This is a genomic window from Nostoc sp. (genome assembly GCF_036918015.1).
Taxonomy (GTDB): Bacteria; Cyanobacteriota; Cyanobacteriia; order Cyanobacteriales; family Nostocaceae; genus Nostoc.
The window spans coordinates 12,338-26,520 of record NZ_JBALEO010000060.1 but is presented as its reverse complement, the minus strand read 5'-3'; the positions used below and the strand labels follow the sequence as shown (position 1 = coordinate 26,520).

Sequence of the window (14,183 nt, the reverse complement as noted above, 5' to 3'; positions counted from 1 at the left end):
TAAATATTCCACATAAACATTGTTAATAATGAATTTTCCCCTCATTAAAGTCTTAAAAAACGGGATGTTAGTGGAACTGGATTATATGCATCCTCAAGAACAAGAGGTTGTCAGAGCATTGCTCAATGTTGTAATTGTTGAAGGTAAAACTTATCCCCAAAAGCAACCTCTATCTCCTACAGAATTTTCAGCTTACTGGTTAAGCAAGGATGCCTTTGTTGTCAGGACATCTGTTGTAGATCCTACACACAAGCCAAAAGAAATATTAGGGGCGTTTTATTTAAAGCCAAACTTTCCCGGTCGGTGTAGCCATATTTGCAACGCTGGTTTTATTGTACAACCTGAGTTACGCGGTCAGGGTTTAGGACGGTTCATGGGAGAGGCTATGCTTGCGATCGCAGCAAACCTGGGCTACGAAGCAGTGATGTTTAATTTGGTCTTTGAGACTAATATACCTTCAATTACACTTTGGCAGTCGTTAGGATTTAAGATTATTGGGCGAATTCCGGGTGCGGCGAAGCTAGAGAATGGGCAAGTGGTAGAGGCGCTAATCCTGTATCACACTTTGCGTTAAACGACTTGTCTATCTTTGTATGTATTAGAAGTCAGCCATAGGGCATAAATGTTAGGATTGCCACAGAAAGAGAATAGCGAAAGAGAAGGAAAAAAAACTGAATGGCAGAAGTTGATAAGTCAATATCCTTCGATGGAAGGGATATTCGACTGAAAGTAGGCCTACTAGCTCCCCAGGCAGGTGGGTCGGTTTTGATAGAATCAGGGGACACATCCGTTTTAGTAACGGCTACGCGATCGCAAGCCAGAGAAGGCATAGATTTTCTTCCCCTTACTGTAGATTATGAAGAAAGGCTATATGCCGCTGGTAGGATTCCCGGCGGGATCATGCGGCGCGAAGGTCGTCCACCAGAAAAAACAATTCTCACCAGCCGTCTTATAGACCGTCCCATGCGTCCCTTGTTCCCTTCATGGCTAAGGGATGACCTGCAAATTATTGCCTTAACGCTGTCGATGGACGAGTTAGTTCCACCCGATGTGTTAGCAGTTACGGGCGCTTCCATTGCTACCCTGATTGCCCAGATTCCTTTTAATGGGCCAATGGCAGCAGTGCGGGTTGGTTTAGTGGGAGATGATTTCATTATTAACCCGACTTATGCAGAAACTGAAGCGGGAGATTTGGATCTGATAGTAGCAGGTTCACCACATGGCGTAATCATGGTGGAAGCGGGAGCCAATCAGTTGCCAGAGCGAGATATTCTTGAGGCGATTGACTTTGGTTATGAAGCGGTGCGGGATTTAATCAAAGCGCAGCAAGATTTAATCGCCGAATTGGGTCTAGTAATAGTGCAAGAAGCACCACCAGCAGTAGACCAAACCCTAGAAAATTATATCCGCGATCGCGCCAACGGTCAGATTAAGAAAATCCTGTCTCAATTTAGTTTCACCAAACCGGAACGCGATGCCGCTTTAGATGTCGTCAAGGATGAAATTGCCGCGACGATTAGCGAACTGTCAGAAGAAGACCCAATTCGAGTTGCCGCAACTGCAAATAAGAAGGCACTTGGTAACACTTTTAAAGATATTACCAAACACTTCATGCGGCGACAAATCATCGAAGATAACGTCCGCGTTGATGGTCGTAAACTCGATCAAGTGCGTCCGGTTTCTTGTTTAGTTGATGTCTTACCAAAGCGAGTCCACGGCAGCGGTTTATTTAACCGGGAACTAACTCAGGTATTATCCACTTGTACTTTGGGTACACCTGGGGATGCTCAAAACCTCAACGATGACATGCAGCTAGATCAGCACAAGCGTTATCTGCATCATTACAACTTCCCGCCCTTCTCAGTCGGTGAAACCAAGCCAATGCGGGCCCCAGGAAGGCGGGAAATTGGTCACGGGGCATTAGCAGAACGAGCGCTAATACCTGTGCTACCGTCAAAAGAAGAATTTCCCTACGTCATTCGCATCGTATCGGAAGTACTTTCTTCCAACGGTTCCACCTCAATGGGTTCAGTCTGCGGTTCCACCCTCGCCCTGATGGATGCTGGTGTACCAATTCTCAAACCCGTCAGTGGCGCGGCAATGGGTCTGATTAAGGAAGGGGACGAAGTGCGAGTCCTGACCGACATCCAAGGTATTGAAGACTTTTTGGGTGACATGGACTTCAAAGTTGCCGGCACGGATACCGGGATTACTGCCTTGCAAATGGATATGAAAATCTCCGGTTTGTCTTTGGAGGTGATAGCCCAAGCCGTCCACCAAGCCAAAGCAGCCCGGTTGCACATTCTAGAGAAAATGCTTGCCTGCATTGACACGCCGCGAACTGAAACCTCACCCTATGCCCCACGTCTGTTAACAATCAAGATTGATTCAGACATGATTGGTTTGGTCATTGGGCCTGGAGGCAAGACTATTAAGGGGATCACAGAGGAAACTGGTGCAAAAATTGACATCGAAGATGATGGCACCGTGACAATTTCGGCTGTGGATGAGAATAAGGCGAAGAGAGCCAGAAATATCATCCAAGGCATGACCCGCAAGTTGCACGAAGGGGATGTCTATGCAGGACGCATTACTCGGATTATACCGATAGGTGCATTTGTGGAATTCTTGCCAGGAAAAGAAGGCATGATTCACATATCTCAACTAGCTGACTACCGCGTTGGCAAAGTTGAGGATGAAGTAGCGGTGGGCGATGAAGTGATTATCAAAGTGCGCGAAATTGATAACAAAGGTCGCATTAATCTCACCCGTTTGGGTATCCACCCAGATCAAGCAGCAGCAGCAAGAGAAGCAGCGGCGGTGAATCGGTAACTCGATTTGGGATTTTAGATTAGATTAAATCTAAAATCCGCGATGCCTATCGTGAAGGCATCGCCGTATGCTTCTCTAATTTGACAAATTACGAATTATTTTAATGACTTTTCTAGTGTTTTTGGCTCTGGTAAAAGTTGACCCTCTGCTAAAGATGATTCAATCAGCATTTCCAAAACTTCTTGAGCATTTTTGAAAGCTTCTTCGTAAGTATCTCCGTGAGTATGACAAAATCCCCATTCAGGAAGACTCACAACAAAACACTCATCTTCATCAGACCACTGAATAATTATTGTATATTTCATATTTACTCATACACTGTTTTACTTCTCTAATTCTGCCAACTTCTGTTGAGCAAAGTTTCGCACTTGCTCATCTGGGTCATTCTCTACTTTGTCGCGCAACAGTCGTAAAGTCTGGGGATGTTGAGGAAATTGCTTGATAATTATCTCCAGTGCAACGCGCCGAGGATTGGAATTAAACGGGAAATTATGTCTACCCTCAAAGGAGTCATTTACAGCACAGTTGTAGTAAATTTCAAACAACTTAGGCTGATTTCTGAAGTGTTTGGCTAATGCTTGGATAACTGCACATCGCACATCCTCATCATCATCAGCAGTAGCGCGGTCTTTGAGAAACGAGCGGGTGTCCGGGTCATCTTTGAAATTACTGGCTAATGCTTTGATGGCTGCACGTCGCACATTCTCATTCTCATCAGCAGTGGCACGGCCTTTGAGAAACGAGGAGGTGTCTGGGTCATCTTTGAAATTGCTGGTTAATGCTTCGATGGCTGCACGTCGCACATCCCAATTCTTATCAGTAGTGGCGCGGTCTTTGAGAAACGAGCGGGTGTCCGGGTTATCTTTGAAATTACTGGTTAATGCTTCGATGGCTGCACGTCGCACATCCCAATTCTTATCAGTAGTGGCGCGGTCTTTGAGAATCGAGTGGGTGTCCGGGTCATCTTTGAAATTGCTGGCTAATGCTTCGATGGCTGCACGTCGCACATCCTCTTCATAATCAGCATTAGCGCGGTCTTTGAGAAACGAGCGGGTGTCTGGGTCATCTTTGAAATTGCTGGCTAATGCTTCGATGGCTGCACGTCGCACATCCCCATTATCATCAGCAGTAGCGCGGTTTTTGAGAATCGAGAGGGTGTCCGGGTCATCTTTGAAATTGCTGGCTAATGCTTCGATGGCTGCACGTCGCACATCCCCATTATCATCAGCAGTAGCGCGGTCTTTGAGAAATGAGTGGGTGTCCGGGTCATCTTTGAAATTGTTGGCTAATGCTTCGATGGCTGCACGTCGCACATCCTCTTCATAATCAGCATTAGCGCGGTCTTTGAGAATCGAGCAGGTGTCCGGGTCATCTTTGAAATTGCTGGCTAATGCTTGGATGGCTGCACTTCGCACATCCCCATTCTTATCAGCAGTGGCGCGGTCTTTAAGAACCGAGCGGGTGTCTGGGTCATCTTTGAAATTGCTGGCTAATGCTTCGATGGCTGCACGTCGCACATCCTCTTCATAATCAGCAGTAGCGCGGTCTTTGAGAATCGAGTGGGTATCCGGGTCATCTTTGAAATTGCTGGCTAATGCTTCGATGGCTGCACGTCGCACATCCTCTTCATAATCAGCATTAGCGCGGTCTTTGAGAATCGAGAGGGTGTCCGGGTCATCTTTGAAATTGCTGGCTAATGCTTCGATGGCTGCACCTCGCACATCCTCTTCATAATCAGTAGTAGCGCGGTCTTTGAGAAACGAGCGGGTGTCTGGGTTATCTTTGAAATTGCTGGCTAATGCTTGGATGGCTGCACCTCGCACATCCCCATTCTTATCAGCAATGGCGCGGTCTTTGAGAACCGAGCGGGTGTCTGGGTCATCTTTGAAATTGCTGGCTAATGCTTGGATGGCTGCACGTCGCACATTCCAACTATCATCAGCAGTGGCGCGGTCTTTGAGCCAGTATAAGGTATCGCTGTTATCTTTCCAAATTGCGGCGACTGTTGCAACTGCTTGAGTGCAAACTTCCTTAACTAACTTAGTTTCTTTGTCATCAAAAAAGGAGTAATAGTACCAGAGATCATATTTAGTTAAGTCTTTGAGTTTGTTAAGCAATTTATTAGCTACCAATGCAATCACCGAGCGATTTCTCACTTCTGCAAGACACTTAGCAGCTAAAAACAAGTTGATAAATTTTTCCTCTTCACCATCTTGCGCCATCAAGTAATGAATAATTTCACCAACAAATTTCGCATCAATCATTCCGGCAATTAGCCGCAATACTTCATGCCAAGTTTCATCTTGCCAGTGTTTACCAAAAACTTCATTTTTCAGAGACTCAATTGTAATACTGCGTTCTTTCTCAAACTGCCAGACAAACTCCCAAGCACAGAAATATTCTAAAAAAGTCCGATGCACAAAGGCATAGTAATCTGCCCCCAAGAAACATAAAATAAAATTGCGCTCTCGGAGTTGCTCAATGATCAACTGCGCTATTTTTTCTCCTTGATGAACTTCTATACTATATAAATACTCAATTAAAATCTTTTCTAAATCATCCTTATTAATCAAGTTGCCTGCTAAACCTTTTTCACTGGTTTGCATCCTGTAAGCAACTTGACGTAACATCCCTTGTTTATCTTTATAATCAATAGTCGCCGATTCTACCTGAATCAAAAGTTTTTCTAAATCCCATTGCTGCAACAGCACTCGTGACGCTTGGCTATAGAGTTCTGCTCTATCTCTTGGTAGTTCTTGATTGCGATTGAGGATTGCCATCATTGTTAGCAGCAAAGGATTAACAGCAAGTTGGCGAATTGCTGGATAATCCTGAATTGCTCTTTCTAAGCGTTCTTTTTTTCTTTGCTTTTCTAGGGAATTACTAAAAGCAAAATTGTGCCAACGGTTAATAAACTCCTGAATCTGTTCTAGTTCTAAATCTTGCAGCATAAAATGCCGAAAGCTAATATCTCGCAATCTTTGAGGCTGATAACCAATGACGCGAGAAGTAACTAGCACTCGTACTAAGGGATAGTTATGAGTGAAATTAATAATATCTGTAATAGCTTCTTCTCGTTTACTGGATTCAAATACCTCATCTAACCCATCAAACATTACAAATGCCTTGCCAGTTTTGAGCAAAGTATCAAGTTGATATTGGTTCAGAGAACAAATAAACCCGCTTCCTTGCTGAAAAAACTCCAAAAAATTCCGGCATTCTTGATTATCTCGACTTCGTACATAAGTGCGGAGTTCAATCAACAAGGGAATTGGTAATGATGATATATCCTGAATTGGAGTTTCTGCCCATTGTAGTGTTAAATATTGCAATAAACTGGACTTACCAGAACCAGGGTCGCCTAAAATTACTAAATATTTGCCAGTCTGTAGTTCGTCAATTACTTCTAATACAGAGCGGCTAGATTGTTGAGCGTAAGACCTTTTGTATTGTTCTAAAATTTCTGGCTGAATATCAAAATCTTCTTCGAGTTGTCCACTTCTTTGAAGCCGTTCCAGATGTTCTTTGGGTAACTCATAAACTTGTGGTAAAGCCTCATTCACCTCACGCACATTTTGAGCTACAAACATATTCCATAACTTCAAGCTATAACTGTAACCTGAAGTATCAAAGGAATCGAGTCTCAAATGACCATAGGTTTTTTGAATTTCTGTGCGATAACGTATCAAGTCAAAATTAGGTACAATCCCAGCAATTGCTTGAATATTTTGCTGCATGACTGCGATATTTTGAGCATCTAGGATGAAATCTAATTCATCTGATTCTCTAAGAATAGCCTTAACTTTTTTAGCATATCGTCTGGTTAAACTTTGCCAGTTAAAATCAGCAGGTAGCGGACGTAATTTTAATTCATCCCAAATTGCAGCTAAAGTATCGGCATCGGGTACCGCATCTGGTAGAAATGGCTTTCCTAATTCTAAGAGTACAGTTTCTTGATGAATAAACTGCTGCAACGAATTAATGTACTGCTTGAGTTCTGCTTCAGACAATTCTGCATCTTCTAATTGCTGCTGCACCTGCAACAAAAATTCCTTCAAAGCTTGACCAAAGACAATTTCTAACCTTTCTTTCTGTCGAATTCCTACACTAGAGGGAAAATTTTGCAGAATTTGAGCGAAAAATTTTTGGATATATTTTTTTAAGTCTTCTCGCGCCAGTTCTTCCAGGAGAGTCTTAAAGACAAACCCGAATGCATTCTTCACTCCCCAAATAGCTAGCCAGTCTAGCATCAATGCCTAACTCCATATCTCTGACTCTATTTTACTGAGCTAAGGCTTCAAGCCACAGTAATGTTTCCGAGTCATCTTTCCAAGTATCTTTAATAACCCCAACAGCCCTTTTACGCACTTCATCTGTAACCTCTGGTTGAGTTTCAACCAAATTTTTAATTTTGTCAAGCAGTCTTTTGTCTGTTTCTCTAATCAAAGAACGAGTTCTCAGATTTTGCAGACATTCTGCTGCAAGCAATAAATTCTCAAAACCATGTTCTTGTCCATTTTGTTCTGCTAAACAATCTATAAGTTCCGCAGCAAACTTTTGATGAATTTTGCCAGTAATTAAAATGAGCACCTCACGCCAAGCCGCATCTGTCCATCGTTGAACAAAAACTTTTTGTTTCAGTTCATCCAAAGATATAGTACGTTCATGTTCATACTCGCAAATAAAATGCGAAGCACAAAAATATTCTAAAAAAGTTCGATGCACAAAGCCATAAGTATCTCCTCCGAGAAAACACAATATAAAACTACGATTGGTTAGCTGTTCGCGTAATGACTTAGCCTGCAAATAAGGTTCATTGATTTCTTTAGCTTTTAAATATTCAGTCAGAATTGTTTCTAACGCCTTTTTACTGATAACTAAACTATTGCCGATAAAACTTGCATCTGATTGCATTTTGTAAGCAATTTGACGCAACATTTCTTTTTTGTCGTAATATTCTAATCTGGTCTGGTCTGGTAGATATTTTCTCTCTGCATCCCACTTGTGCAATAACACCTCTGATGCGTGTTCATAAAGAGTTGCTCTATCTCTTGGTAATTCCTCATGTCGATTCAAAATTGCCATCATTGTCAGCAGCAGAGGATTACCCGCTAATTCTCTAAATGTGCGAGAATTTTCAATACACTTTAACAAGCGATCGCGTTTTGTATTTCCTTCATGTTGATCTGCAAAAGCTAATTTATGCCATTGAGTAATAAATCCCTCAATTTGCTCCTGTTCTAAGTCTTGCAACATGAAGTGACGAAAATTTGCATCTCTAAATTGATGACGCTGCTGTTCGTAACCAACTACCCTAGATGTAACTAAAACTCGTGCTTTGTCATAGGTTGTAATAAAGTTAATAATATCAATAACCACATTTTCCCTTTCTCCTGGATCGAGTACCTCATCCAAGCCATCAAATATCACCATTGTTTGCTGAGTTTTCAGCCATTGTTCTAATTCTTTTTGATTAAGAGTTCCGCCAAGTACACCACTTGCTTTCTCGAAATACTCAAAAAAATTGTGGCATTGCAAATTTTTCCGATTTTCAATATAGTTGCGTAATTCAATCAATAAGGGTAATTCTTGTAAGTCTAAATAATTGTTTGTAATTCTTGCCCATTCCAATGCCCTATATTGAGCTAGAGTAGATTTACCAGAACCCGGATTTCCTAATATAACTGTGTGCTTGTAATTTTGTGGGTCATTAAGTATATCCAAAACTGAAACGTTAGTTGCTGGTGTCGCTAACTGCTCACATACATTTTGCGGTACAAATATATTCCATAAATCGAGGCTGTAATTACATCCGCTAGTGTCCAAACTCTCCAGCTTGAGTTTGCTATAAGCAGTAAGCAACCCCAATTTATAACGACGGAAATCAAAATCTGGTAAAATGGGAGTAAGTTGTTCTAAACTTTCTCGCATTCTTGACAGATTTTGTGAATCTAATAGTTTCCTTAATTCGTCAGAATCTTGTAAGATATAATCGATTTTTTTAACATATCGTTTGATAAGCTGCTGCCAATTAAAATCTGCTGGTAAAGTTTTTAAATTAAGATTATTCCAAGCCTTTATTAATATTCCAGTATCAATAATTGAATTCTCAGCTTCCGATGTAGAAACTCCCAAGGATTTTTGAAAAGGTTTGCCCAGTTGTTCAAGAACTTGTGCGTTCAAAATAAAAGTTTCTAAATCAGGTAGATAATTCTCAAATTCATTTACTTCGATGTCTTGATCTTCTAATTCTTGCTGCACCAAGCCTAAAAATTCTTTCTGAGCTTTCCCAAAAGCATTTTTTAAAGATATTTCTTTAGCTAAATCCAATTTATCTTTAATCCAGACACCAAAAAAATCTTTAACGTAGTCTTCTAAAACATCAGTAGCTAAAGTTGCAAGTTTCTCTAGAATCGGTTTAAAAATAAAACCTACAGCGTTAGCAACGCCCCAAGCAATTAAAAACTCCATATCATTTTTTGAGCTAAATTTAACAAAATAATATGAGGAGTATAATACATTGCTAATATTATGGATAAAATTTTATATTTTTTTAATGCCAGCGATCGCTAAAAACTGTAGTCAACACCAAAATTGTTTTTATCTTCAAGGTTAAAAGCGATGCTAGCTGAAGATTTGTTAAAAATAACTAATATACTGTGCATGGATATTAGGAATAATTTTATGGTTCTACAAGTTAACCCCATCCAAAAAGAACCAATTGTTACTTGGGAAGCACTTCCAGCCGACTTTATTTTACCAGACGATCCAGTGGAAAATATTCAACAACCTGCGATCGCTGCTGCGCTTACCGATGCTTTGGGAAGCACAGCACGCATCCAACCTCAAATGCTGATTGGCTCTAATTTTGGGCTTGTAGCCACAGTCAACAAAAAAATTGTCGTTAAAGCCCCAGACTGGTTTTATGTCCCTCAAGTGCAGTCTGTAGGAACAAATGTAGTTCGTCGCAGCTATACCCCAAATTTAGAAGGCGCTGCTGTGGCTGTAGTGATGGAATTTCTCTCAGACACAGAAGGTGGAGAATTATCAGTCCGTTCAACTCCACCCTACGGTAAACTCTATTATTACGAAAAGATTCTCCAAGTTCCAACCTACGTAACCTACGACCCTTACGAACCCAGCATAGAAATACGATGCTTGCAAAATGGACAATATAATTTGCAGCAAGCAGACGCTAATGGACGTTACTGGATTCCTGAGTTAGAGTTATTTCTCGGAATTTGGCAAGGTGAAAGATTATGCCAAACCATGAATTGGCTGCGGTGGTGGGATACAGAAGGAAATTTACTGTTGTGGAGTAGCGAACAAGCCCAACAAGAACGCCAACGCGCTGAACAGGAAAGCCAACGTGCTGAACAAGAACGTCAACGCGCTGAACAAGAACGTCAACGCGCTGAACAGGAAAGCCAACGCGCTGAACAGGAAAGCCAACGCGCTGAACAGGAACGCCAGCGTGCTGATATATTAGCAGCTAAGTTACGTGAGCTAGGTATTGACCCTGATGCGTAGGCGTAGCCCGTTGTAGACATCGCATAACCTAACAAATGCTGGGAATAATAATTTTGGGACATCAGCACCAAAATTCATTCCATGAAACAGCAAAAAAATCAGTTCAGCCATCTTACTGCGATCGAAAGAAATTATCTATCATTTCCGGCACAGTTTTTATTAAATCAAAACCTTCTACAAGGCAAAATACTAGACTTTGGTTGTGGCTTTGGTAATGATGTTAAAATATTGCGCCAAAAAGGTTGTGATATTACAGGCTATGACCCTTATTATTTTCCAGAATATCCTGAGAATAAATTCGATACAATAATTTGCTTTTATGTTTTAAATGTTTTATTTACCGAAGAACAAACTAATGTTCTTATGGAAGTATCACATTTATTAAAACCAGGAGGTAAAGCTTATTATGCTGTAAGAAGGGATATCAAAAAAGAAGGATTTAGAGAACATTATATTCACAAAAAACCTACTTATCAGTGTATGGTAAAACTGCCCTTTACTTCACTTTGTTTAGATGAGCATCGTGAGTTATATGAGTACGTTCACTACAATCATCAGCGTAATTCATCTAATTATTGTATATTCTGTAATCCCCATAAAAGTCTCAAACTATTAACTGAATCAGCAACTGCTTATGCTATTTTTGATGGCTATCCTATAAGTAAAGGACATATTTTGATTATTCCCAAACGTCATGTTGGCAGTTATTTTGAACTACCATTTAAAGAACAATCTGCTTGCTGGTTCATGGTTAACAAAGTACAAGAAATTCTCAAAGCAGAATTTGAACCTGATGGCTTTAATATAGGAATGAACATCAATCGAGCCGCAGGTCAAAATATTATGCACGCCAGTATTCATATTATCCCTCGTTACAAAGGTGATACTGTTGGCTCTAAAAGTGGAATCAGGAACGTTATTCCTAAAAAGCAATAGTTTTTTACTGATAGCTTCCAGTAGCAAATCTTGATTTATGGAAAATGCATAAATCTGAAAACCTGATTTTCAGTCTTGTTGAAAATATTGCAAAATAAAATATTTCAGTTAACCCAGATTATCTGGATCTATTCCCAGCGATCTTAATTGTTCCGTCAATTGTTGCACCCGTTGTTCTGCAACTTGGGCGCGTTGTGCTTCTTGTTGAGCGCGTTGTGTCTCTTGTTGAGCGCGTTGTGCTTCTTGTTGAGCGCGTTGTGCTTCTTGTTGAGCGCGTTGTGCTTCTTGTTGAGCGCGCAGTGTCTCTTGTTTTACTTGTTCTGCGGGCGTGAGATACCGTTGTCCTTGCTCATCATACCAATACATCCATTCCCGCGTTACACCGCAATAATTTCCCCTTTCGCAACCAATTCCTAAGCCAATCTCTGGTAGCCAAACGGGGTTTCCCTCTTGCAATTCATATTTACCATTAACTAACTTATGTACTTCCAGATGCGGTTTGCGGCGGCGACGAGAGGAATAAATTACGTAATAAAGTACACCCAAAGCCTCGTATTCATCCAACTTAGTAGTGTATTCCTTGCGATAATTTTGGGAAACTACTTCTAGCACGAAAATCGGTACAACATTTTCATCCCACAGCACATAACTGGGACGCAGTTCCTCGTCATAAAACCGCTCTACCCCTAAGCTCAAAAACCCATCTGGCACAACTGGCGGTTTATCGGGGTGATAATAAACACCCATATCTATGGCAAACAACCAGTCTAAGCGGTCTGCCCAAAGTATCAGCAGGATCGCCTTCAGTAAGCCTGGTATTAATTCTTGCAGTTCATTATCCACAGGCATTTCATCAGAGTCTGGTAGTTCCTCGGCTGAAGGCAAGTACCTTGGTAAGTTGTACTCTAACATGGCTGGTTTCCCCAAAACTCAAAGGATATTTGGCTCTATTTGGCTCACCAGAATTATAGCGATTTATCTGCTAGCGATGTCTTCGCAGAAATCAGTCGTTAGTGCATATTTTTGTTCTAGGGACTGACAAATAAAAAAATACTCAACTACTTCTTGTGGGGTGGGCAACATCAGCGCCGATATACAAGGGTACTCGTGTCGTCCACCCCACAAGATTGGGTAATTTATTTGTTGGAAGTCCCCTACCTAATTTACTTGCACACGATAAATAACCATCTTGACCTTTTTGGTTATTTTATGGACAAAGTTATAAGAGCGATTTGGATTCAAGTTGCGATCGCCCATTACCATGATGTACTAAGGCTGCCGTTCCATGTTCTGAAGCACGTAACTCTTTGTCAGAGATTTGTGGCTCCTTGTTATAGACCGAACTTAGTAAGATATTCAGAACTCCACTTGTTTCAGCTTGACTGACGGCGCGATGTGTAATCAATTCACCTACATTCAGTATCACGTTGTCTTCTGGGTCAAGAATGACACGGGTAACTGGACGACCCAATGCTTGTTCAATCCGTTGATTTTTCATTGCCCGTCTGCTGCGTCCTTGTAACTTTTCTGCCTTGGCTTTCAAGGCTTGCCAGAAAGTGTTGAGATTCTCTTGAACAATGCTTACTCGATCGTCCAGTTGAACTTTGTTTTCTAACCATCTGTCACTTGCGGTAGAACGGACTGCGGTTGTCAGATTCAGACCGACAGCGTTCAGCAATTCTGCTTCTTTAGCGTAAATCTGAGCGCGATCGACAAGGGATTCCGTCACAATCTGCCCAGATGCCGCAATAATTAAGCCATCGTCAGTACGCACTGTTCGCAGGACTCTGCGCCCTCTTGCCTGCTGGATCGCTACATTTGCTGCCAAGGAATCAACTGAGTGACGCAGACTAGCGGCGCTGCTCTGAGTTACGCTCCCAATTCGATTGCCAACAGATGCTGTTGCTGCTTGTAAATTGCGGCTGATGTTGGCAGTCAGACTGCCACCCGTGGCTCGATAGAGTTCATCAAGGATACCTAGGCGATCGGCCGCTTCTGCATTGACTAGGGTGACTTCTTGACCCTTTAGTAACAGTACATTCCCATCTGGAGCCAGCACATCCCGCTCGACACACTTGCCAATCACATATACCTTTTGTTCGGCAGGATCAACCAAATTGTTTGTTAGGGAGGCAGTTGCATCTCGATTGAAGTCTTGTAGTTTGCTGCCAGTAGCATCAGTTGCGGCAAGGAATTGCTCGCCTGCATTCTGGCTTGCTGACTGTAGCCCGCGGTTCACTTTCTCTACCGAGCTTTGCAGTTGCTCATTCACAGTTTGAGCTGCTGTTTGTAATCTGCGGTTGGTAGTCTGGGCCGAGTCCTGCAATTTATCTCCAGTTGCCTGAACGGCTCCTCGGATACCACCAACCTGTTCTTCCATCAGTTGAGCAGTTTCTGGAGGTACAAAAGCAACATCATCACCAATTTTCAGTGCTTCGCTAGCAGGAACGAACGATCGCCCCGAATAAGCATCTGCAAATACACCGCCAGAAACTTCGTATCCTTCCACCAGTCCACTATGCTCATCAAAGAACAAATCGACTAATCCACCGAGGTCGAGTCCCTCTGTAGTCAGAATTCTCTTTTTTCTCAGCACGATATTCTGGTGCAGAATCTCTTTAATTACAGGGACACGATGTGCCTTCACAACAGATTCTTTCGAGTTAACTACGATCGCATCTGACCCGATGGCTTGTACCTCTTGTAAAGGAATCACTTTTGCGTCTCGAAACAGTCCCTTCTCTGCAACTAGAAAACCCAAAAGTTGATTGCGTTCCCGATCAAAAATTAAATCTATAATTCGGACAATTTTTTTACCTGTGTCGTAGGTGACGACCACTTTATCGATAACATCACTACCTTTAAGCATTATATATATCCCTGGT

At 41.8% G+C, this 14,183-nt stretch carries 9 protein-coding genes; 4 read left to right on the top strand and 5 right to left on the bottom strand.

Going from position 1 to position 14,183, the window contains the following annotated elements; genetic code table 11:
• Positions 1 to 28: 28 nt before the first annotated feature.
• Both V7K61_RS13875 and V7K61_RS13870 read left to right on the top strand, forming a co-directional pair.
• The gene (locus V7K61_RS13875; protein ID WP_335053850.1) at positions 29 to 574 is read left to right on the top strand and encodes a GNAT family N-acetyltransferase; all 546 of its coding nucleotides are present in this window, start codon (positions 29 to 31) and stop codon (positions 572 to 574) included.
• A 101-nt stretch (positions 575 to 675) separates the two neighbouring features.
• The gene (locus V7K61_RS13870; RefSeq protein ID WP_335053849.1) at positions 676 to 2,832 is read left to right on the top strand and encodes a polyribonucleotide nucleotidyltransferase; all 2,157 of its coding nucleotides are present in this window, start codon (positions 676 to 678) and stop codon (positions 2,830 to 2,832) included.
• Positions 2,833 to 2,927: 95 nt separating this feature from the next.
• On the opposite strand, the gene V7K61_RS13865 is transcribed toward V7K61_RS13870, so the two are convergent.
• From V7K61_RS13865 to V7K61_RS13855, 3 genes are read right to left on the bottom strand one after another with little or no spacing between them, the layout of a single operon-like run.
• Positions 2,928 to 3,137, bottom strand: a complete 210-nt coding sequence (locus V7K61_RS13865; RefSeq protein WP_335053848.1) for a type II toxin-antitoxin system HicB family antitoxin — start codon at positions 3,135 to 3,137, stop codon at positions 2,928 to 2,930.
• Between the two features lie 18 nt (positions 3,138 to 3,155).
• Complete coding sequence (locus tag V7K61_RS13860; protein WP_335053847.1) at positions 3,156 to 7,082, bottom strand: HEAT repeat domain-containing protein; 3,927 nt, start codon at positions 7,080 to 7,082, stop codon at positions 3,156 to 3,158.
• A 31-nt stretch (positions 7,083 to 7,113) separates the two neighbouring features.
• The gene (locus tag V7K61_RS13855; protein WP_335053846.1) at positions 7,114 to 9,303 is read right to left on the bottom strand and encodes an NACHT domain-containing protein; all 2,190 of its coding nucleotides are present in this window, start codon (positions 9,301 to 9,303) and stop codon (positions 7,114 to 7,116) included.
• Between the two features lie 213 nt (positions 9,304 to 9,516).
• On the opposite strand from V7K61_RS13855, the gene V7K61_RS13850 reads away from it, so the two are divergent.
• Together V7K61_RS13850 and V7K61_RS13845 are read left to right on the top strand one after the other, a co-directional pair.
• Positions 9,517 to 10,362 carry a Uma2 family endonuclease gene (locus V7K61_RS13850; RefSeq protein ID WP_335053845.1) on the top strand — a complete coding sequence of 282 codons (846 nt, stop codon included), beginning with the start codon at positions 9,517 to 9,519 and terminating at the stop codon, positions 10,360 to 10,362.
• Positions 10,363 to 10,443: 81 nt separating this feature from the next.
• Positions 10,444 to 11,298: an HIT family protein gene (locus V7K61_RS13845; protein WP_335053844.1), complete on the top strand. Its 855-nt coding sequence runs from the start codon at positions 10,444 to 10,446 to the stop codon at positions 11,296 to 11,298.
• A gap of 108 nt (positions 11,299 to 11,406) precedes the next feature.
• Here the strand turns inward: V7K61_RS13845 and V7K61_RS13840 are convergent, their stop codons facing one another.
• Positions 11,407 to 12,210, bottom strand: coding sequence for a Uma2 family endonuclease (locus V7K61_RS13840; protein ID WP_335053843.1), 804 nt, complete (start codon positions 12,208 to 12,210; stop codon positions 11,407 to 11,409).
• A 307-nt stretch (positions 12,211 to 12,517) separates the two neighbouring features.
• Positions 12,518 to 14,167 (bottom strand): PRC-barrel domain-containing protein, encoded by a 1,650-nt coding sequence (locus V7K61_RS13835; protein WP_335053842.1) that lies wholly within the window; start codon positions 14,165 to 14,167, stop codon positions 12,518 to 12,520.
• Positions 14,168 to 14,183 lie beyond the last annotated feature (16 nt).

Excerpts from the sequence above, each read along its gene's own strand:
- V7K61_RS13875 (WP_335053850.1), top strand. The coding sequence starts at position 29 with ATGAATTTTCCCCTCATTAAAGTCTTAAAAAACGGGATGTTAGTGGAA.
- V7K61_RS13870 (WP_335053849.1), top strand. The coding sequence starts at position 676 with ATGGCAGAAGTTGATAAGTCAATATCCTTCGATGGAAGGGATATTCGA.
- V7K61_RS13865 (WP_335053848.1), bottom strand. The coding sequence starts at position 3,137 with ATGAAATATACAATAATTATTCAGTGGTCTGATGAAGATGAGTGTTTT.
- V7K61_RS13860 (WP_335053847.1), bottom strand. The coding sequence starts at position 7,082 with ATGCTAGACTGGCTAGCTATTTGGGGAGTGAAGAATGCATTCGGGTTT.
- V7K61_RS13855 (WP_335053846.1), bottom strand. The coding sequence starts at position 9,303 with ATGGAGTTTTTAATTGCTTGGGGCGTTGCTAACGCTGTAGGTTTTATT.
- V7K61_RS13850 (WP_335053845.1), top strand. The coding sequence starts at position 9,517 with ATGGTTCTACAAGTTAACCCCATCCAAAAAGAACCAATTGTTACTTGG.
- V7K61_RS13845 (WP_335053844.1), top strand. The coding sequence starts at position 10,444 with ATGAAACAGCAAAAAAATCAGTTCAGCCATCTTACTGCGATCGAAAGA.
- V7K61_RS13840 (WP_335053843.1), bottom strand. The coding sequence starts at position 12,210 with ATGTTAGAGTACAACTTACCAAGGTACTTGCCTTCAGCCGAGGAACTA.
- V7K61_RS13835 (WP_335053842.1), bottom strand. The coding sequence starts at position 14,167 with ATGCTTAAAGGTAGTGATGTTATCGATAAAGTGGTCGTCACCTACGAC.